Source organism: Sorangium sp. So ce281 (assembly GCF_051527395.1).
In the GTDB taxonomy this organism is placed as follows: Bacteria; Myxococcota_A; Polyangia; order Polyangiales; family Polyangiaceae; genus Sorangium; species Sorangium cellulosum_B.
On the sequence record NZ_CP150322.1, the window covers coordinates 1,585,006 to 1,605,284 of the forward strand.

The following is a 20,279-nucleotide window of genomic DNA, read 5'->3' on the forward strand; positions in this document are numbered from 1 at the left end:
TCGAGCGCCGTCCGCGGCTCGAACGTCACTCGAACTCGAGCCGCCACCTCAGGTCGGCGCCCACGTTGCCGAGCGGCGAGCTCGAGGCGTCGCTCGAGTTGTCGTACGACCCCTGGAGGCTCATCCGGTCGCTGAGCTTCACCTCGACGCCCGCGCGCACCTGGCTGCCCTGCGAGAGCCCCGTCGTCACGTTGGCGCGCACCGCGTCCGTGATGCGCTTGCCGATCGTCACCGTCGGCTCCGGGGCGCCGTTCTTGGACGAGTAGCCGGTGCCGAAGCGGAACTCGTCGATGAGGGGGACCATCGTCTTCACCGCCTTGTCGGCGCCCGTCAGCGACGAGAGCGCCTCGAGGCCCATGGTCTCGCCGAGCGACGACACGACGCCCTGGTTGAGCTCGGCGCGCGTCATGCCGAGCGTCAGCAGCAGGACGATGTCCTCCTGGCTGAGCGGCGGATCGCTCGTCAGGTTGAGCTGGAGGTTGTCGGCGTCGCCCTGGGCGTGCAGCTTGATGCGCCAGAGCCCGCTGGAGTTCGCGCTGCTGCCCGCGGCCGCGGCCGCGGGCTCCGCGCCCGACGTCGCGTCCGCCGCGGCGGTGCTCGTCGACGTGTAGCGGCGGTACTCGCTCTCGGCGCGCACGTCGACCTTGGGCGCGATGCGGAACGGATCGTCGAAGCGGACGTAGCCGTCCCGGACCTCGAACTCGGTGCTGCGCAGCATGAGCTTCGAGTCGGGCAGGATGCGCAGCGTGCCGCGCGCGCCGAAGCGCTGGTTCGTGCCCGAGAGCGCGAGCCCGGGCTGCGAGACCTCGAGCCGCATGTCGGCCAGATCGTTCGAGAAGCGGAGCGGGTTCGGCGAGGCGACGGTGACGTCGAACCGGACCACGTCGTCCGCGGGGTCGTAGGTCTGCACCGTCGTCCGCTGGCGCCCCGTGAGATCGCCGAGGTCCATGCTCATCAGGATGGGCCGCGTGTAGCTGAACGACGTGAGCGTGATCTTCCCCTCGACCCGCGGCAGGTTCTTCTCCCCCGACGCGTCGTCCTCGACGCCGGGCCGGAAGCTCGCCGTCAGGTTGGCGTTCGCGGTGAGGTTCACCCCATCGGCGACCGGCAGCTTCACGCCGGTCGCCACGATGGAGGCCTGCGCCGTGCCGAGGGTCAGGCCGCGCACCGGCATGTGCCCCACCGCGGTCACCGTGCCCGTGCCGACCCGCGCGCTCGCCTTCGTGAGGCGCACCTGGTCGCCGCCGATCGCGATCTCCACGTCGATGTCGTCGAGCGAGACCGGCAGGCCGACCACGTCGAGCTCGCCCTCCTTGAGCGTCGCCGAGCCCGTGTAGCGCAGCCCCTGGAGCGGCCCGGCCACCTGGACCTCGGCCTCCACCGTGCCCCGCGCGCGCCGGATCTGCGGGATGTCGGCGCTGAGCCGCGACAGGTTCGTCGGGCTCACCCGGATCGCCACGTCGAGGTCCGGCGCCGTGAACACCCGCTTGACCTCGCCGGACGCCGTGAACGCGGCGGACAGGCGCGAGGCGGTGTGCGCCTCGAGGTGGAGCTCCGGCACCTTCAGCGTGTTGCCCGCGAGGCGGATCGGGCCGCTCGGGCTCGTGAGGTGGACCCCCTGGCCCTCCCGATCGAGCTTGAGCGCGTCGACCGTGAGCGTGAGCGCCGCCTGCCGGAAATCCGTGAGGGGGAGCCGCTCGATGTCGAGCGACCCGGTCATCGTGCCCTTCGGCGCCGCCGCGAGCGCGGCGCCCGGGATCAGGTTCGCGAGCGTGCCCAGGTCGAGCGCGTCCATGCGCGCGTCCCCGTCCACGATCTTGCGCCGCTGGCGCGTGACGCGGAGCCCCTTCAGCGCGACCTGCCCGCCGAACAGCGAGCCGTTCGCGATGAAGGAGCCGTCGGGGAGGTCGCGCTCGTACTCCGCCGGATCGAACGGCGCGCCCTGGGGGTTGCCGCAGATCGGCGTCCTGCCGATGATCTTCGGCGGCTTGTCGTTCGGCACGATCGTGAGCGCGACCCGCGAGGGCGGCAGGCTCGCGTGCGTGCGGCGGATGCCGACGCGCGAGACGTGCACGTCCGCGAAGCCGGCGAGCCTGCTCACGGTGCCGCCCAGGCTGGCGACGACGGACACCGAGCCGTCGAACTGCGAGGCCGCCGCCCCGAGCCCGTCGATCCGCGAGAGCGGGAGGCCGCTCGCGATGACGCTCCCCTTCAGCGCGCCGCCGTGCGCCACGGAGGCGCTCGCCAGCACGGAGCCCGTGCCCTTGCGCAGCGACGCCGAGCGGACGTCGAGCCGCATGCCGTCGGCGCCGGCGGCCTGGTCGTCCCAGACCATGTCGAGGTCGATCTCGCCCTCGTCGAAGCGCTCGTCGAGCAGCTCGACGCCGGTGAGCCGCATGCCCGCGTTCACGGCGAGGGTGCCGCCGCCGCAGCGGTCCTCGGGGCCGCCGAGCGCGAAGTGGGCGCGGGCCGTCCCGCTCGCGGTCGCCTTGTAGTCGGCGAACCGCGGATCCTTGTCGAGGCGGAGCACCTCGAGGAGGTCGCGCGCGGCGAGGTGCGGCGCCTCGCGCGTGTCGACGGTCGCGTCCACGACGACGATCCCCGCCGAGCTGTCGAGCGGGCGGCCCTTGGGCAGGTTGCCGGCCGGGTCGAAATCGACCTTGATCGACGGGACCCGGACGCGGCTCGCCCCGTGCCGGACCCGCGCGTTCTCGAGCGTCACGGCGAGCGGCTCGAACGCGACCGGCGAGGGCTCGAGGTCGCCGATGGGGAAGCCGCCGAACACGAACTTCTCGACGCCGATCTCGCCGGTGAGCTTCGGGTGCGCGTACGAGCCGTGCATCGCCGCCTTCATCGTGGCGACGCCGGCGAGCTCGAGCGCGGCGAGCGGGGAGATCTCGGCGAGGTCCACGCGCGAGCCCGGGTGGACCTCGACCCCGAGCTGGTCGTTGAAGCCGAGCGAGACGGTGGTCCTGAGGTGCGAGCCCGGCGTGTCGACCGAGAAGCCCGAGAGCACGACGGCGTGCGGCCGCACCTGGAACGAGCCGCGGACCGTGGCCTCCTTGACGCCCATCAGGCGCTTGCGGGCAGGGTCCTTCGTCGGGTGATCGAAGATCTCGAAGCCGTGCGTCTGCACGGCGAGCGGGCCCTCGAGGGAGAGCGGGGACAGCGTGCCGCCGAAGCGATCGAACCTCCCCTCGCGCAGCGTCCACGCGACGTGCGCCTGCGGGTGGACCGCGAGGTCGCGGAGCAGGCCGGGCAGCTCGACGTTGGCGAGGCCGATCGGCCCGGCCTGGAGCGGCACGCCCTTCTCGAACGGCTTGATCTCCGCGCTCGAGATCTTCAGCGTGCCGTCGGCCCAGGCGACGTCGGCGTCGGAGAGCTGCACGGCGTCCGGGGTCGTCGAGACCTTGCCCGCGAGGCGCGTGACGAAGACCCTGCCGTCGAGGCCCGGCCGGTCGAGCAGGAGCGTGCCCTTGACGCGGGGGAGCGAAAGGCCGAGCGGCGCGGACGCCGCGTCGTACTCCGCGTCGACGTCGAGCGAGACCGAGCCGGACGCGGGCGGCAGGGCCAGGAAGCGGTGAACGATCGGCACGGGGAGGCGCGCCCGCACGCGGCCCTCGATCCGGTGGGGCATGCCGTCGCCGAGGCCCACGGCGCGGAGGGCGCCGAGCTCGAGCTCCACCCGGCGCCAGTCGCCGTCCTGGAGCGCGCAGGGCGGCGCGGTGCCGGGATCCGGGTCGAAGTCGGCGGCGCCCTCGAGGATCAGCCGGCGGACGAGCGCGCGGCCCGGCTCGACGCGGACGCGCGTGTCGAAGCGGCAGACGACGTCCTCGTCGACGCTGTCCTCCTCGGCCTCGTGGCCGGGCGCCGGGTGCGTGCGGACGACCGAGACGAGGCCGGAGCGCATCGCGATCTCGAACGCGTCCGACGGCTCGGCGGAGACGTCGACGTCGACCTCGGTGGCCTGGACGCGGACGTTGTCGATCGTCAGGTCGAGCCGCGCGTCGGTGATGGCCACCGAGGAGAGCGGCGCGCGGTCGAGGCCGCCCCCGCCGCCCTCGCCGGTGCTCGGGAGGGTGAGGTTGCGGAGCTCCCCGTCCTTCAGCACCGCGCGGACGCGGGGGCCGATGATCTCGACGTCCCCGGCGTCGATGTGCCCGGCGAGCAGCGAGAACAGGCGCGGGCGGATGGCCACGCGCTCGAGCTCGAGGAACGGCGCGCCGCCGTCCGAGGAGTCGACGACGAGCCGGTTCAGGCCGACCATGAGGGGCCAGGCCTGGACGCGCACCTGGTAGCGGGCCGTGATGCCGAGCTCGCGCTGGAGCAGCGCCGCCGTCTCGCGCGCCGCCCAGGCCCGCACCGTCTCGGTGCGCACGAGGAAGCCGAGCGCGAGCGGGATCGCGCCGATCAGCGCGAACACGGCGCACAAAACGCGCACGGCGAGGCGCCCCCAGTCCCTGCGGGCGCTCGGCGGGGAGCCCTTTCTCCTCGTGCCGTGCATCGGGGCGCAGCTTAGCTGATGCGCGGTCGGACGCTTACGTGGGCGGGGGGATCCTGTGACGGGAAAATGCCGGTGCGTGCGCGTCGCACCCGACCGGAAACGTGCTCCAGGGTGGAACGCCGCGGGGGCGCCGTGCGAGGCGCGCCGGGCCGGGTCAGCCCGCGGTGAGCTTGCGGTAGCGGAGCTTGCGGGGCTCGGCCGCGTCGGCGCCGAGGCGGCGCTTCAGGTCGGCCTCGTAGTCGGCGTAGTTGCCCTCGAACCAGACGACCTTGCTGTCGCCCTCGAAGGCGAGGATGTGGGTCGCGATCCGGTCGAGGAACCAGCGGTCGTGGCTGATGACCACGGCGCAGCCGGCGAAGTTGAGCAGCGCCTCCTCGAGCGAGCGGAGCGTGTCGACGTCGAGGTCGTTGGTGGGCTCGTCGAGCAGGAGGACGTTGCCGCCGCGGCGGAGCAGCTTGGCGAGGTGGAGGCGGTTGCGCTCGCCGCCGGAGAGATCGCGGACCTTCTTCTGCTGGTCGCTGCCGGCGAAGTTGAAGCTCGCGACGTACGCGCGCGAGTTGACCTCGCGCTTGCCGACGAGGAGGCGGTCCTCGCCGCCGGAGATCTCCTGCCAGACGTTGTTGGTCGGGTTGAGCGCGTCGCGCGACTGGTCGACGTACGCGAGCTCCACGGTCTCGCCGAGCTTGAGCGCGCCGCCGTCGGGCTGCTCGAGGCCCATGATCATGCGGAAGAGCGTCGTCTTGCCGGCGCCGTTCGGCCCGATGATGCCGACGATGCCGCCGCGCGGGAGCGAGAAGCTGAGGTCGTCGATGAGGACGCGGTCGCCGAAGCCCTTGCGGAGGTGCTCGGCCTCGACGACCACGTTCCCGAGCCGCTGGCCGGCGGGGATGTGGATCTCGTTCTCCTCGACCTTCTTCGACCTGTCCTCGGCGAGCAGCGTCTCGTAGGCGGCGAGGCGGGCCTTGCTCTTGGCCTGGCGGGCGCGCGGGGCCAGGCGCACCCACTCGAGCTCGCGCTCCAGGGTGCGCTTGCGCGCGCTCTCCTGCTTCTGCTCCAGCTCGAGGCGCTTCTTCTTCTGCTCGAGCCAGCCGGTGTAGTTGCCCTCGTACGGGATGCCGGCGCCGCGGTCGAGCTCGAGGATCCAGCCGGCGACGTTGTCGAGGAAGTACCGGTCGTGGGTGACCGCGACGACGGTGCCGGGGTAGTCGTGGAGAAAGCGCTCGAGCCAGGCGACGCTCTCGGCGTCGAGGTGGTTGGTCGGCTCGTCGAGCAGCAGGATGTCCGGCTTCTCGAGGAGGAGCCTGCAGAGGGCGACGCGGCGGCGCTCGCCGCCGGAGAGCTTGGTGACGTCGGCGTCGGGCGGCGGCAGCCGGAGGGCGTCCATGGCGCGCTCGACGACGCGGTCGATCTCCCAGCCGTTCGCGGCCTCGATCTTGTCCTGGAGCGCGGCGTACTCCTCGAGGAGCGCCTCCATGTCGGGGGGCGACTCGCCGAGCTTCGCGCCGATCTCCTCGAAGCGCTGGACGAGGGAGCGGACGTCGTGGACCGCCATCTCGACGTGCTCCTGCACGGTCTTGCCGGCCTCGAGCTGCGGCTCCTGGGCGAGGTAGCCGATGCGGATGCCGTCGGCGGGCTTCGCCTCGCCGAGGTACTCCTTGTCGACGCCCGCCATGATGCGGAGCAGGGTGCTCTTGCCGGCGCCGTTCGAGCCGAGGACGCCGATCTTCGCGCCCGGGTAGAAGGAGAGCCACAGGCCCTTCAGCACCTCCTTGTTCGGGGGGTGCACCTTCCGGACATCCTGCATCGTGAAGATGAATTGAGGGGCCACGTCTTCGCCTGCCTGTGCGTGCCCGGCGCGCCGTGGGGCTCCGCTCGGCCTTCGAGCGGGCGCGGCGCTGGCCGGGCTGGGGGGAGAGGCCGTATGCGAGATCGCCGGCTGACGGTCAAGAGGGCGCGGAGGCGGCCGTAGGCGGGCGCGCAGGGCGCGCGTCGGGACGGACGCGCGCGTCGTATGGATGAAGGGAGAATTCAACGCAAAGACGCAAAGGCGCAAAGACGCAAAAAAGAACAGATTTCATGCAGGTTTGCGCCTTTGCGCCTTTGCGTCTTTGCGTTGAAATCTCTCACCGGCTCCCTGGCCGGACCCCTGACGGGCGGAGCTAGGCGCGCCGCGCGCCGCGCCCGAACGCCTGCTTGAGGGCGGCGAGGTCCTCGCGGCCGACCTCGCGCGTGGCGACGAGGACGGCGAGGTACACGAGGGCGACCAGGATCGCCTCGCCGAGCACGGCGATCTTGCCGAGCCACGGGAGCTGCGTGCCCACCGCGATCGCGGCGAGCAGCGCGGCGCCGACGCGGAGCGGCGTCCGGGCGGGGACGAAGCCGCCGGCGGCGCGGTGGAGCAGGACGCCGCCGGCGACCGCGGCGGTGGCGAGCGCGAGCGAGGTGGCGACGGCGGAGCGCACCAGCATGTCGGGGCCGAACGCGGCGCGCGGGACGGCGATCGAGCAGCCGGTGGCGACGAGGACGACGGTGGTGGCGGTGAGGGCGGCCGCGACGCGCTCCCGGTGCAGGCTGGTGAGCGCGGCCGAGGCGACGCCGAGGACGGCGAACGCGCCCATGCCGAGGGAGAGGACGCGGAGCGTGTCGCCGCCGCGGCTCCAGATCTCGACAGGGAAGGCGAAGCGCAGGACGTGCGGGGCGAGGCCCGAGATCGGGGCGCAGAGGAGCCCGGTGAGCAGGAACGAGAGGCGGACGCCCGTCATGGCGTAGCGGCGGACCGCGGCGCGGTCGTCCTCGGCGTGCGCGCGGGCGAGCATCGGGAAGAGGATGAACGTGACCGAGAGGAGCAGCTGGTACGGCAGGAACGCGAAGAGCTGCGCGCCGCGGTAGACGCCGATGAGGTCGTCGGCGGCCTTGGCGCCGAGCGCGAGCCCGCTCGTGGCCTGCCCGAGGAAGCGGCGGAGGAGGAAGAAGTCGGTCTGGAGCAGGAGGTTCAGGAACGTCTGCGAGACGGCGAGCGGCAGGAGGAAGGCGGCGTGCTCGCGGATCGAGGGGCCGGCGCTGCCGGGGCGGCCGAGGCCGGTCCTGGTGAGCGCGAGGGGGACGATGACGGCGGCCGCGGCGACGAAGCCGGCGATCGCGCCGAGGACGCCGCTCTGGCCGGCGCGGAGGAAGAGCAGGGCGAAGGCGGCGATGCTCGCGGTGCGGAGCGCGCCGTAGCCGACGTCGAAGGCGGCCTGCGTGACGAAGCGCCGCTGGCCGTTGAGCGCGCCGACGAGCGGGGCGTAGAGGCCGTAGAGGAGCACGACGGCGGCGGCGAGCCGCAGCGGACCCGCGACGTGCGGGGCCTCGGAGAAGTCGGCGACGGCGCCGGCGAGGAGCGCGAAGCCGGCGGAGACGACGACGGCGAGGAGGGCGTGGAGGGCGAGCGTGCGGCGGAAGGCGGCCGCGACGTCCGCTTCCGCGACGCTGGAGACAGCGCGCGAGACGCCCTGGATGCCCGTCGCGACGATGACGTTGTTGACGACGCCGACGCCCGCGAGGACGACGGAGACCGCGCCGTAGCCGTCCGTGCCGAGCAGCCGCGGGAGGATGAGCTGCTGGACGAAGCCGAAGAGGATGAACGAGACCTTGGCGCCCGCGATGGCGAGGCCGCCGCGGCCGGCGGAGCGGGCGGCGGAGGGGGAGGGGGCGGCAGGGGACGGGGCCGGAGAGGCCGCGGCAGGAGCCGGGGCGGCCTGCGAGGGGGCGGCGGCTTCGGGCGGCGGGAAGGGCTCGGCGGCGCGCGACACGGCGCGGTTGTCGCAGAAGCACGCCAGGCGGGCAATCTCGCGGGAGGCGAGCGGAAGGGGAAGCGCGGGCAGGGAAGGGAGAAGAGGGGGAGGCGGGGGGAGGAGGGGAGCGGGCGAGCTCACGCGGGTGTCACCAAAGTGAAGCGCCGCGCGGATTCGCTTGACGGGAAGGGCTGCGCGACTATTCTCGCGCCCGTCTCCGACGCATTCCAGCTTAGCTCAGTTGGTAGAGCAGGCGGCTGTTAACCGCCGGGTCGCTGGTTCGAGTCCAGCAGCTGGAGCCATTCCTCATCCGCTTGCGAAGATCGCAGCGAGGCGCGGCCCACGGAGCGCGCCGAGGTACATGCCTCGGGGGCTTCGTCTTTTTTTTTGCGCCCATTGTTCCGCGTGACGGCCCTCGCAGGCCGCTCCGGTTCGGTGGTAGACGGTTCGGCCTATGAGGACGCTCCTTCGGCGCCCTGGGCTCTGGCTCCTGATCGCGTTGCTCGCGGCCTCCACGATCGTGATGGCGGTGCGCGCGCGCGGACCCAGGGTGAAGGTCGCCGTGGCCGCTCGGAAGGATCTCGAGCAGCGCGTCGTCGCGAGCGGACGGGTGAGGGTGCCGACGCGCGTTCAGGTCGCGGCGCAGGTCCCGGGCCTCGTCGTCGCGGTCGGCGCGATCGAGGGGCAACGCGTGAAGGGGGGCGATCTCCTCGTGCAGATCGACGACGCCGAGGCGCGCGCGGCGGTGTCGCAGGCGAAGGCCGCCGTCGACCAGGCGACGGCGCGCGTCGAGCAGCTCCGCCGCGTCGGCGCGATCGTCGCGACGGAGGCGCTCCGTCAGGCGGAGACGAACCTCGAGCGCACCGAGGTCGAGCTCGCGCGGGTGCGAGAGCTCTCGGCGTCGGGGGCGGTCGCTCAAGCCGAGCTCGACAACGCCCGACAGAGCGTCGAGCTCGCGCGCGCGCAAAAGGTCGCGGCGGAGGCGCAGCGCATCGCGTCGACCCCGATGGGCGCGGACTCGCGCGTCGCGCTGACTGCGCTCCTCCAGGCGCAGGCGCAGCACGTCGGCGCGACCGTTCGCCTCGCGCAGACGCGGATCGTGGCGCATCAGGACGGCGTCGTGCTCACGCGCTCCGTGGAGCCCGGCGACGTCGTGCAGCCGGCGCGAACGTTGATGGTGCTCGCCGCGGACGGGAGCCCGCAGCTCGTCTTCCAGCCCGATGAGCGGAACCTCGCGTGGATCGCGCTGGGGCAGAAAGCGCGCGCGTCCGCGGACGCCTACCCGCAACAGGTGTTCGACGCCGAGGTGAGCTACATCGCGCCTTCCATCGATCCGCAGAGAGGCAGTGTCGAGGTGCGCCTCGCGGTGCCGAGCGCACCAGCCTTTCTGTTGCCCGACATGACCGTCTCCATCGATCTCTCGGTCGCGCGGCGCGAGAATGCGCTCGTCGTTCCGAGCGACGCCGTGCGCGACGCGGCGACGCCGGCGCCCTGGCTCTTCGCGGTCGAGGACAATCGCCTCGTGCGCAAGGACGTGAAGCTGGGCATTCGCGGAGAGGGCGCCGTCGAGGTGGTCGAGGGCCTCGGCGAGGGGAGCGTCGTTGTGCTGCCCGACGGACGGATCCATGCGCCGGGCCAGCGCGTGCGCGCGGAGCTCGATTGAGATGCCGTTCGAGTGGTTCGTGGCGCTCCGTTACCTGCGCGACGCGAAGGGGCAGACCGCGCTGATCCTCGCGGCGGTGTCGGTGGGCGTGAGCGTGATTGTCTTCCTCTCCGCGCTGATCAACGGCCTCCAGGTGTCGCTCATCGACAAGACGCTCGGCTCGCAGCCGCACATCACGCTGCAGGTGCAGCGCGAGGCGGCGCGTCCGCTCGTCGACCCCTCGGACGATCGCGCCGTCGCGCGCTCCGTGCAGCCCGCGCCGCAGCGCCTTCGCTCCATCGACCAGTGGCCGCTCGTCATGGCCGACGCGGAGCGCACCGCCGGCGTCATCGCCGCGTCGCCGGCGATCGTGGGCGCCGGCTTCGCCGTCCGCGCCGAGGCGAAGAACGCCGTCGTCGTGCGCGGCGTCGATCCCGAGCGCTTCCTCGCGATCATCGACGTCCGGAAGCGCATGCGCGCGGGCCGGTTCGACGTCGCCGGGGGCGACGTGGTCATCGGTGTCGTGCTCGCGGACGAGCTCGGCGTCGGCGTCGGCGACAAGATCCGGATCACGACGACCGAGGGGATCGACGATGTCGTCGCGATCACGGGCGTCTTCTCGCTCGGCAACGAGGCGGTCGACAAGACGTGGGTGATCACGTCGCTCCGCAGGGCGCAGACGCTCTATGCGCTCCCCGGCGGCGCGACCTCGATCGAGCTCAAGGTCGCCGACGTGTTCGCCGCCGAGGCCGTCGCGGGCGAGCTGCGCGGGAGGACGGGGCTGAAGGCGGACAGCTGGATGAAGATCAACGCCGAGCTGCTCACCGGCCTCTCGGCGCAGAGCAGCTCGAAGAGCATGATCCAGTTCTTCGTCGTCCTCGCGGTCGCGCTGGGAATCGCGAGCGTGCTCATCGTGTCGGTGGTCCAGAAGTCGCGCGAGATAGGCGTTCTCCGCGCGGTCGGCACGTCGCGGGGCCGCGTCCTGCGCATCTTCCTGATCCAGGGCGCGGTGCTCGGGCTCCTCGGGTCGTTCGTCGGATCGGCGCTCGGGGCGCTCCTGTCGAAGCTCTTCGAGGGCCTCGTGCGCGGGCCCGACGGCGCCCCGAAGTTCCCCGTGCAGCTCGATCTCGAGCTCTTCGTGCTCGCGACCGCCCTCGCGGTCGGCGTGGGGCTCCTCGCCGCCGTGCTCCCCGCGCGGCGCGCATCCAGGCTCGATCCGGCGTCGGCGATCCGCAATGGCTGACGCAATGGCTGATCCGCTGCTCGTCGTCGAAGGCGTGGTGAAGGAATACGGCCAGGCCGTCGTCTCGCGGGCGCTCGACGGGGTCGATCTCCGGATCGAGAAGGGCGAGTTCGCCGCGCTGATCGGTCCGTCCGGCTCCGGCAAGAGCACCCTGCTCAACATCATCGGCCTGCTCGACCGGCCGACGCGCGGGCGCGTGGTGGTCGACGGCAAGGACACGACGGGGCTCGACGAGGCGAGCCTCACCCGGCTTCGCGCGCGGACGCTCGGCTTCGTGTTCCAGTTCCATCACCTCTTGCCGATGTTCACCGCGCTCGAGAACGTCATGCTGCCCGCCTGGGGCGACGAGGGATTCCCTTCGTCGATCATGAAGGCGCGCGCGGTGGAGCTGCTCGGAGCGGTGGGGCTCGCCGATCGGATGAACTTCAGGGCGACCGCGCTCTCGGGCGGCCAGCAGCAACGCGTGGCCATCGCGCGCGCGCTGTCGCGCCGGCCGCCGCTCGTCTTGGCGGACGAGCCGACAGGGAACCTCGACACCGAGTCGTCGGCCGAGGTCTTCGCGCTGATGCGCCGGTTCAACCGCGAGCTCGGCACGACGTTTCTCGTCGTCACCCACGATCCGCGCATCGCCGAGCAGTGCGAACGCGTGATCGAGATCGTCGACGGGCGCATCGCCAGCGACCGCGCATGAGGGGCATGCAGGCGCCGCACCGAGACGCAGCCCGGGGCCGCGTGAGCCGCTCCTCGAGCGCGCGGACGAGGCGCCGCCGAGGGCTCGTTTCCGCGTGCGTTCGGCGCTCGGCGAGCACGACGCGCGCGTGAACAGCGTTCGCATAGAGAGCGCCACGGAGGTGAACGAGTGCGCGACGGGGGCGTTCGCGACGGCGTTCGCGCTCTCACTTCTGTCCTCCGGGGGAGAGAGAAGCCGAGAGCGTTCAATAGCGGAAAGCCGTCGGGCGTGACGGAGCCGCTGACGTTTAACTGGCCACGGCCTCCAAGTGGGCGGAACGCGGTCGGACGTGGCGGCGGCGCGGCGCGCGCTGTTGACCGCCGGGTCAGGCTGCGCATGTCAGCGCAGGCCCCTCGGTCCGAAGAACTCGATCTCCACCGTCTTGCCGTCCGCACCGACCTGCGCGCTGACGAGATCCCTGCGCGGCCGGCGCATCTCAGCCTGCAGTAGCCCGAGGGGCTGCAGGTCCGGCGTCATGACGCCGCCGTAGGTTCCAACCGAAGGCTCGACGATCACCGACGTTCCATGCAGCGGCGAGCTGTCGCTCCACTTCACGCGGATCCTCTGCGTTTCCCTCTTCCACTTGCCTCCGTCGGCCTTCCGCTTCCCCTCGTAGAACTGGATCCACGCCTGCCTGCTGCGTGCCGTGGGCCACTCCTTGTCGTCCGAGAGCGCCTGCACCAACTCGGAGTCGAGCCACTCGCGCATGCCATCGCGATCAGCGAAGGAAGCCCCCGTGGACTCCACTGCAGCGGCGGCAGCTTCGCGGGAGCTGAGGCCCGCACGCACGAGCGTGATGACGCTGGTGTTCGAGCTACCCGCCTCAACAGCGAGCGCCGCGAGCCCGGTCAGCGTGTCGACATCTGGATGCTGCACGGCGAGTGCGTGCACCCGCACTGCTTCCATCGCCCAGGGGAGACGGTACGCGAGCGCCTCCTGGATCAGATCGACGCCTTCCCCATCACAAAGGGCGAGAACTTCCGACGACGGTTTGCCGGCAAGCCACGCAAGGAGGGCTGCTTGCCAGTTCGCCGGCAGCTCTTTCGGGGCCTGGAACGGTGCCGTCTGGAACACCAAGTCGGCGAACGCGACGACGGCCTGACCGACGCCTTCTTCGTCCTCAAGCAAGATGGACGCCTCGGCCCGCGCCAGGAACTGCATGAGCTCATCGAGGTGGGTGTCGATGAACTTTCCCGCTACGAGGCCGATGCCCGCTGCGTGAAAGCCCTTTCGCTGGGTCGGAACCGTCTCGAGCCAGATTCGCTGCGCTCGTGCCGCGACCAACGCGCGCACGAGTTCTTGAACGCCCGCTTCTTGCTTCCCCAACTGCCGAGAGAACAGCGAGCCCGCGAGAACCTCGTCCAGCGCGTCGGCCACACCCTCGTCGCTGGTCTCCACATCGAGAAGTGCGAGAATGGCGGCATCCAGAGATGCGACGTCGGCGTCCCAATCCTTCTCGTCGGCACGCAGCTTCTTCTCCTCGTCAGTCCCGAGTCTCTTCTGCCAGAAGGAGTCGTTGAAGAGGCTGGCTACTGCACTCGCCTTCGGCGGCTGAACGTCCACCCACTCCTTGAGTTGGTCGAGGCTCGGAGCCTTGCCGACGGGGGGGATCCATCCCTCAGCGTTACCGGTGACGTAGTCGATGACTTCATCGAAGGGGAGTCCGTTCGCCGCACTGATCCGCAGAAACACCAGGGCGGCGAGTTGCAGGATCCCACTCGACACACGCGGCGCCTTTGCCGCATCAAGAAGCGCAACCCAGTTCCGCAGTGCTCGTCGGGCTTTCCAAGCTTCCGCCTCATGCACCACGTGCAGCACGAGCCCCTCGACGTCAACGAAGGCACGCCCGGCACGCCCGGCAACATTCGCAAACTCTGCAGCCGGAATCGGGCGCCCGCTGCGCCAGATGGACGGAATCAGCAACACGCTCGCTGACAAGTTGAGGCCCTGCGCTAGCGTCGGCGACGCTATCGTTACCGGGCAATCACCCGAGCGGAGTAGGCGCTCCACCTCGTTCAGGAACGGTCGTGGAAGACCGCCGTGATGAAGGGCAACGCCGTGCGCCAGGCAGGCGACGGCGGGATGGTCCTCGCCAAGCCACTCGGCACCAACAGCCATCACATCTTTTGCTCGCTGGTTCGCCTTTGTGAACGGTGAGAGCACCTCGTGGTCGATGCACTTCAGTACTAGCCGGCCCAATGTCTCCACGGAGGCACGGAGGGGGCAGTAGATGAGCACGTCCTTCTGCTGCTCGACGAACCGCCATGCCGCCGCCAGCGTCAGCTCGTTCTTGTCGGCAGGGAACGACTTTCGACGCCGAGATCCGGCGGGCGGCTTAGTCTGCTCGATGAAGCGCTGGATAAATGGACTCTCTTCCTCAACCTTCACGTCCAGTCGTGCGGCGTTCGAGCCCCATCGCAGCACACCGAACCGTTGGCGCGTCGGGCGCCACGCAGAGTGGATCGGATCGCCGGGCTCGTCGGCGCGCAGCCATGCGACGAGGTCGCTCATCTCCTCTGGCGTCGGAAACAGAGCCGAGAGGCAGATGATGCGCCGGCCCGCAGCGTCGCCACGACGGACGAGGCGCTGAACCAATGCCTCGTAGCGGACCTCACGCTCGTTCGGTCCGAGCATGTGCCCCTCGTCGAGTACGACGAGTCCGACGTCATCGATAATGCTCGGGTCGTTCCTCAGCGCGAAGTCGAGCTTCTCCGGCGTCGATACGACGACGCGCCCCTCACGCAGTGTTTCCTCGTCGCCGCTCTCGATCCCCGCCGAGCCGTACAACGACGACACCGAGAACCCAAGCGGATGAAGCGACTCCGCGAGGTCTCTCTCAACCTGCGCGGACAGCGCACGCAGGGGCGTCACGTAGACGACGCGCCTTTCGGAGGCGAGGGTGCGCAGGATGCAGAGTTCGGCAATCCGCGTCTTGCCCGCGCTCGTGGGCAGCGCGACGACGAGATCGTCCGAAAGGTCCAGCGACCGCTTCGCAGCCGCAAGTTGGGACGGCCAGAGCTCAATCGCCGCTCGCTTCCCGCCGCGCAGCCTCTGGATGTACCCACGTCGGATGTCGCGCCACCGTGCGTGGTCCTCGTGGTCGGGTGGTAGCTCTGGAATCTGCTGGTGCAGGCTCATCCCCCACAGCTCGTCGACGAGGTGCGCGGCGAGGGTCGCAGTCCACCAGTGGCTGACGGCGTTGAGGTCCCGAGCCGCATCAGCCGTTGCAAACAACCGCGCCCGCGCCGCCTCCGCGACGTCGGGCGCGCCGGTGGTGAGCGCGTGGTCGAATAGCGCGAGTCCACGCATAAACGAATTGGTCAAGATGCTGTGAATAGCATCGGTCTGGTCGAAATCGATGTCGTCCTCGAGTCTCGCCGCGACCGCCTCGTCGGCATTTCCGGGATGGAGGAGCCAATCGGAGAACGCCTTGTGGAGTTCATCGAGCCTGCGACGAAGGAGCTCAACGAGCGCGGCTTCGGTCGGAGCAAGGTTCTGCGCCTCCGCACCGGCCGGGAGCATCGAAAACGCGCGCGCTGCGTACCGGCCCAGGTGGAACGCGACCGCCGCCGTGACTCGGTGGAACCCGCGGTCGTGGCGGTCTTCACCTCGATGAATCGCCGCTTCGATGGCCTCGCCTGCGACGAGGAAAGCACGCTCGAGTACGCGCGGATTCGGTGCTCCGGCAGCGCGCAGCCGGAGCGCGAGTGTCATGACCGCGTGCGCGTAGTCGAGGAGGTCTTCGGACAGGCTCTCCGAGAACTCGGGGGCGCCTTCTGGAAGGTTGCCGTCGCGCCAGATCAGACCGCGCGCCAACCCCTTGTCGAGCAGGCGTCCCCTCATTCCGGGCTCGACGGCAACTTCCAGACGAGAGGACAGCTCGGCGGCGGTCTCAACCATTAGAGCCCTCTGAAGAGCAAGTCGATGAACGCTTCGTGATCCGCGATCCGAATACCAACCGCGTGTCGCGTGCGTTTCTTCTTCGCGGCTGCGGTCAAGTGAGTGGTTAAGAGGTTGTCCGGGTTGCTACCCGTGAGCGCGAGGAGGAAGTGCTCCACGCTGCTTCCCGAGAAACTTCCGAGTACCGCGCTTTCCAACCGCGCAGCCAAGGCGTCGTCACTCAGTTCCCGGAGCCGCTCAGCGACGAACAAGACCGCATGTCGGCTCGGTCGTCCACGGTCCCGGTCGAGCGCTGCGGCCGCCTCATCAAGCACGCCAGACGTAAGCGACGCGCGGCTCTTCGACTCGCCCTTGAGGAAGTCGAGCTTGCCCTTCGTGTCTCGGATGCCGACGATATCGTCGCCACGAAGCGCCATGTTGCGCCCGTCCTTCCAGCGCAGACGTCGGATCGGCACCGTGAACTTCAGGGTCTGCTCGGCGATCTCCGTCGCTAGAACCTCCCCGAGATCGCCCGACCGCGCTGTCTTCGTCGTTGGGACGTGTTCCCGCAGAAGCTGAGCGGTCTTCGGCGCACCCAATTCGGTGAGCCGCTTGGCCGTGATTTCGGGCGAGACGTAGTGCGAGCGAACGAGATTGCGAACTTCGTCGAGCACGCCAGCGCGCATGCCGGGCAACTCGGCCATCAGGTGAAGCGGATGTTTCCCGACGGCCGAGCTGTTCGTAGCGAGCCACCGCGCCAAAACGTGTACGGCGGACGCTGCCGCAGGTGGAGCCGGTGCCGGGAGCGTCGACGACGTCGGCGGCACTGACGCAGGCATCTTCTTGGATTTCGTGGGGACCGTTGTCGTCATGTGTCCTGGCCTCCGCTGGCAACGATGGGAGCTGCGCCTGCCGCCTGCCGCATCTTCGCTGGACGGCTCACGACGACGACTCCCGCAACGTGGTTCAACTTCTCGAGGCCCTGAATGAGCGTTGCATGCTCCTCGGTCCGGGCCGCGTCGTCCCAGACGAACGCGATCATCCGGTCGTAGGGACTGCCGTGCGGGAAGTACATCGCAGCGTCTTGCGCGAGCTGGCGCTGGATCTCCTTCAGGCTATCGGACGCGCGTGCGAACTTCGCTTCGATGATGAGCTCCAACGAGGGGATCACGAGGTCGGCTCGTGGCTGCGTGAAACCCACCTTCTTCGAGTAGCCCTCGCTCTCGATGTCGACGAAGAGCGGCGCCAGCACCACCCACAGGAGGTCCTGCACGTGGTACTCGTGATCGACGTGCCACTGGCGAGGCGTGCCCGTCTTCGTGCGCGCCTTCTCCTCCCATGTCCAGTCGCGGAGCGACCGAGGGATGTTCCGCAACACTGCCAACACGTCGTCGACCGTCATCGCGTCGGTGCGGATGCTCCGCACAACGGTCGCCTTCGTTCGCGCGAGCGACGCGAGGAGTAGCGCCGCGCCGATCGCGTCGACCTGCGCGTAGTGATCGAGGACGGCACCCACGATTATTCGCGCGTCGCTCGCGGCGACAGCTTTGCCGGGGGGCGCCACGGCCACTCGGGTCACGCAGCAGGCGTCATCGAGCTCGGATGGTTGATTCCGGTGCTCACCTAGGAGCTGCGAGGCGATGTGCAGTTGGGCGCGTTCCCACAGGCCAAGGCGATCACCGAACTTGTCGAGCACCGAGGAGAGCCACGAGCGGACAGCTCCCTGACGAGCTTGATCGCCGGTTCGAAGAAGGGCCGAGACCACGGCGAGGACGGCAGCAGGATCGGCCGCGAGCCCAACGGGCGCCCCGTCGACCTCGGGCGACGTGCCCAACGCCCAGTCGAGCCCCTCGTTAAACGCGGTGCGGCGCTCCGAGTCCTCGACGTTCAATCTGGTAGCCAATGCCAGCGCCCCCACCGACTGATAGGAACGGGGGCCGCCTCCTTGCTTCGTCTCACGCCAATGGCTGACAGCGGCGAAGGCAACAGCATTCGCTTCCCCACCGTAGGTGTCCGGCAGCAGCCAGCTAGCGAGCAGCCGGTCGAGGCACGATCCTCCTCGCAGCTTCTCGGACTCGCGTCGAAGTACGACCTCGGCATCGCCGAGTAACTGCTCCTCTACACCGCTCAAAGGAACCACCTCGTCGTGCCAATGCGGCCATAGAGAACATCAGGGTTCCACCGGCTCGTCTTCCCCAGCTTGCCCATGTGACGCGCGATAAGCTGGGAGTAGCTGACCGTGACCGGCATCGGGGCCGGTTGAAAGCCGCGCCACGAGTGGCTCGCGAACATCATTACCTGCTGCCCCAAGTACCGGAGATCGCGGAACGTCGAGGCGCGATGAAGGTGGAGCCGCAGCGGGACTGGCGCACCGTCGGTCGCGCGCTTCAACTCCTTCGCGCCCGTTGCGCTCAGTAGCATGTCGTTGTCGGAGAGAGCGACCATCATGCCGCGCTCGGGCACGTAGAGCCCCTTCATCTTCCCGGTTCGGCCGATCGGTATGCCCGGCGAATGCCCGTTGAAAAGCTGCAATTTCGTATCGTCGGCCACGTGTAGCAACGCGAACTCCAGTTGGAAGTTGACGAACTCCTCGGCAAGCCGCGTCACGGCGATAGCTTCGGTGTCTCTGAGGGGCTTGAACGCATGGAAGATAAGGCGAACGCGCTCCCCCTTCTGCCAGTTGCGCTCCCTGCGGACGCGGTCGATCGATGTGCGCAACGACTCGAGCATCGCGACCGAGTAGCGATCGAAGGACACCGCCTTCGACACGGTGTGAAGGAAGTACGACCCGTCACCGCTGAAAACCGTGGTGATGCCGACGAGGCGCTCGCCCTGGGAGAGCCGGCTCTCGCGAACCCAGGTGCTGGCGAGTCCCACTACCAGTTCGTGTGTCGTCGTGGGATCGGCGCGGAGCAGCCACGGGATTCCGCCAAGCTTGGCGTAGGTGGCGAGCCCCATGTTGCTCAGCGTGAAGGCGAGCTGGTTGTCAGGCGTCTGGGCGGTCTCGAAACGGAACTGCTGAATTGGGATCTGCTGCGTGAGGAAGAACGCCTTCGTCACGAGGTACGGGTTGTCATCGCCGCGCAGTTGATGCGTCCGATCTTCAACCTGAACAAAGGCGAGATCCCACGGTTGGCGGCTGTCGCTGGCCGCCTGCAAGGCTCGCTGCGCGGCCTCGTGGTACGCGCGGGCCGAACCGTCTCGCGTGGTGAAGGGAACGGGCTGGCAGTTCTCGAACCCGTAGGTGCGCAGGAACCCACGACTGAAGACGGTGTTCGGAATCCCGTGGAGGAACTTGTACATCAATTGCTCGGCGACACCCTGCTGCGACGCTTGGCAGATGAGGCAAATTCGCGGCGCTCGCGGAATGGCCGCGGAACGGCTGTAGGGACCGTGAGCTGCGATGCCGTGGCTGGACGACTCGTGAACCTTGCGACCGGCAGCGTCGAACACGAACACTGCAGGTTCGGCTCGCCGGACCGTGGAGCTTCCGTTCGGCCATCGCGCGGGATTCACGAGGTCGCCTACGGTCACCTGAACGCCCGGGACGATCTCGAGCGGTTCCTTTCGCAGGAGGTCATGAGCCGTCTGCAGGCGCTTCACCCACGACCCTCCCTCATGCACGGCGGCGGCTCGAGCCTTCATGTCGCTGCTCGCGCCCATCCAGCGATTGCGGCCCAACGCGTACTCAAGCAACTGCCGGACGTTGTGGCGCGAGGCTTCGACGCGGAGCTGGCTCGCGTCGATCTTCTCGGCTCGCCCAGCATCGCCCTCGATGGTGGCGATGGCTCGAACGACCTCGCGTAGGATCCCACGAAGCTTCAGCTCGGGAAGGACTCGTTCGTCGGAGATCGGCTCGAGCTCCCCGACGTAGGCGCCGCGTAGATCGACGCCCTGCGAGGTGAGCTCGGCCACCGAAGCGGTGATGCGCTCGATGATGGAGACCTCGAGAACGACGACAGGCAGAGCGATCGGATGGTCGGGCTGCGCGGGAGGCCAGAGGACCTGCGCTGCGAACCCGTACGCCACCCGGGAATCGATGGCGCGAACCACGTTCGGGTGAGTGCTCTTTGGGCCCCAAATTGCACCCGGTCCGATCTGATCACTCACCGCCGTCGAGAGCACCTGAACCGGCTTGCCCCGGACAAGCGGGCGCTGGCGTGCGACCATCCGGCGTAGCAGTGATTCACGCCACAGGTTGCACGCGAACTCTGGGTTCTCGCGAAGCGGGATCACCCTGCGCATGTCGCTGAGATGGGGGGCCCCGTCAACGATAGGCACAGCGAGGATCTCGTCGCGTTCCGCTCTAAGCACGTGGGTCTCGCGGTGCTTACGGCTCAACTCGGCGAGCTGATTCGAGCGGGGCAGTACGTCGACCTCGACGGACGCGTCTCCGAAATCGAGCACAGCGGCGTTGAGGAACAACCCGCTACCGGAAGAGTCCTCGGCGCTCATGGCTTTTACTTGCGCTACTTCCGTCATCCACGCCCCCTGCAGTTCGATCTCGA

The 20,279-nt window shown here is 69.5% G+C and carries 10 protein-coding genes and 1 tRNA gene; 4 read left to right on the forward strand and 7 right to left on the reverse strand.

Going from position 1 to position 20,279, the window contains the following annotated elements:
• Positions 1 to 25 precede the first annotated feature (25 nt).
• The 3 genes from WMF27_RS05915 to WMF27_RS05925 all read right to left on the reverse strand — a co-directional run bounded on the left by WMF27_RS05915 (position 26) and on the right by WMF27_RS05925 (position 8,295).
• Positions 26 to 4,504: a translocation/assembly module TamB domain-containing protein gene (locus tag WMF27_RS05915; protein WP_437761225.1), complete on the reverse strand. Its 4,479-nt coding sequence runs from the start codon at positions 4,502 to 4,504 to the stop codon at positions 26 to 28.
• 154 nt (positions 4,505 to 4,658) lie between these two features.
• Entirely contained in the window at positions 4,659 to 6,332 is a 1,674-nt protein-coding gene (gene ettA, locus WMF27_RS05920; RefSeq protein ID WP_437761224.1) for an energy-dependent translational throttle protein EttA, read from the reverse strand.
• Between the two features lie 331 nt (positions 6,333 to 6,663).
• Positions 6,664 to 8,295: a lipopolysaccharide biosynthesis protein gene (locus WMF27_RS05925; RefSeq protein ID WP_437761223.1), complete on the reverse strand. Its 1,632-nt coding sequence runs from the start codon at positions 8,293 to 8,295 to the stop codon at positions 6,664 to 6,666.
• A gap of 208 nt (positions 8,296 to 8,503) precedes the next feature.
• Between WMF27_RS05925 and WMF27_RS05930 the strand changes: the two genes are divergently transcribed.
• The 4 genes from WMF27_RS05930 to WMF27_RS05945 all read left to right on the forward strand — a co-directional run bounded on the left by WMF27_RS05930 (position 8,504) and on the right by WMF27_RS05945 (position 11,853).
• Positions 8,504 to 8,579: transfer RNA gene (locus WMF27_RS05930), tRNA-Asn, on the forward strand.
• A gap of 152 nt (positions 8,580 to 8,731) precedes the next feature.
• On the forward strand, positions 8,732 to 9,940 hold the full coding sequence (locus WMF27_RS05935; protein ID WP_437761222.1) for an efflux RND transporter periplasmic adaptor subunit: 1,209 nt from the start codon (positions 8,732 to 8,734) through the stop codon (positions 9,938 to 9,940).
• Position 9,941: 1 nt separating this feature from the next.
• Positions 9,942 to 11,162, forward strand: coding sequence for an ABC transporter permease (locus tag WMF27_RS05940; protein WP_437761221.1), 1,221 nt, complete (start codon positions 9,942 to 9,944; stop codon positions 11,160 to 11,162).
• Entirely contained in the window at positions 11,155 to 11,853 is a 699-nt protein-coding gene (locus WMF27_RS05945) for an ABC transporter ATP-binding protein (RefSeq protein WP_437761220.1), read from the forward strand. The genes WMF27_RS05940 and WMF27_RS05945 overlap by 8 nt, the downstream gene beginning before the upstream one ends.
• 378 nt (positions 11,854 to 12,231) lie before the next feature.
• Here WMF27_RS05945 and WMF27_RS05950 read toward each other — a convergent pair whose 3' ends face one another.
• From WMF27_RS05950 to WMF27_RS05965, 4 genes are all read right to left on the reverse strand, one after another.
• The gene (locus WMF27_RS05950; RefSeq protein ID WP_437761219.1) at positions 12,232 to 15,792 is read right to left on the reverse strand and encodes a DEAD/DEAH box helicase; all 3,561 of its coding nucleotides are present in this window, start codon (positions 15,790 to 15,792) and stop codon (positions 12,232 to 12,234) included.
• Complete coding sequence (locus WMF27_RS05955) at positions 15,792 to 16,475, reverse strand: Hachiman antiphage defense system protein HamA (RefSeq protein ID WP_437761218.1); 684 nt, start codon at positions 16,473 to 16,475, stop codon at positions 15,792 to 15,794. Before WMF27_RS05955 ends, WMF27_RS05950 begins: the two co-directional genes overlap by 1 nt.
• A gap of 164 nt (positions 16,476 to 16,639) precedes the next feature.
• Positions 16,640 to 17,902, reverse strand: coding sequence for a hypothetical protein (locus WMF27_RS05960; RefSeq protein WP_437761217.1), 1,263 nt, complete (start codon positions 17,900 to 17,902; stop codon positions 16,640 to 16,642).
• On the reverse strand, positions 17,899 to 20,226 hold the full coding sequence (locus WMF27_RS05965) for an argonaute/piwi family protein (protein ID WP_437761216.1): 2,328 nt from the start codon (positions 20,224 to 20,226) through the stop codon (positions 17,899 to 17,901). The genes WMF27_RS05960 and WMF27_RS05965 overlap by 4 nt, the downstream gene beginning before the upstream one ends.
• Positions 20,227 to 20,279: the final 53 nt, after the last annotated feature.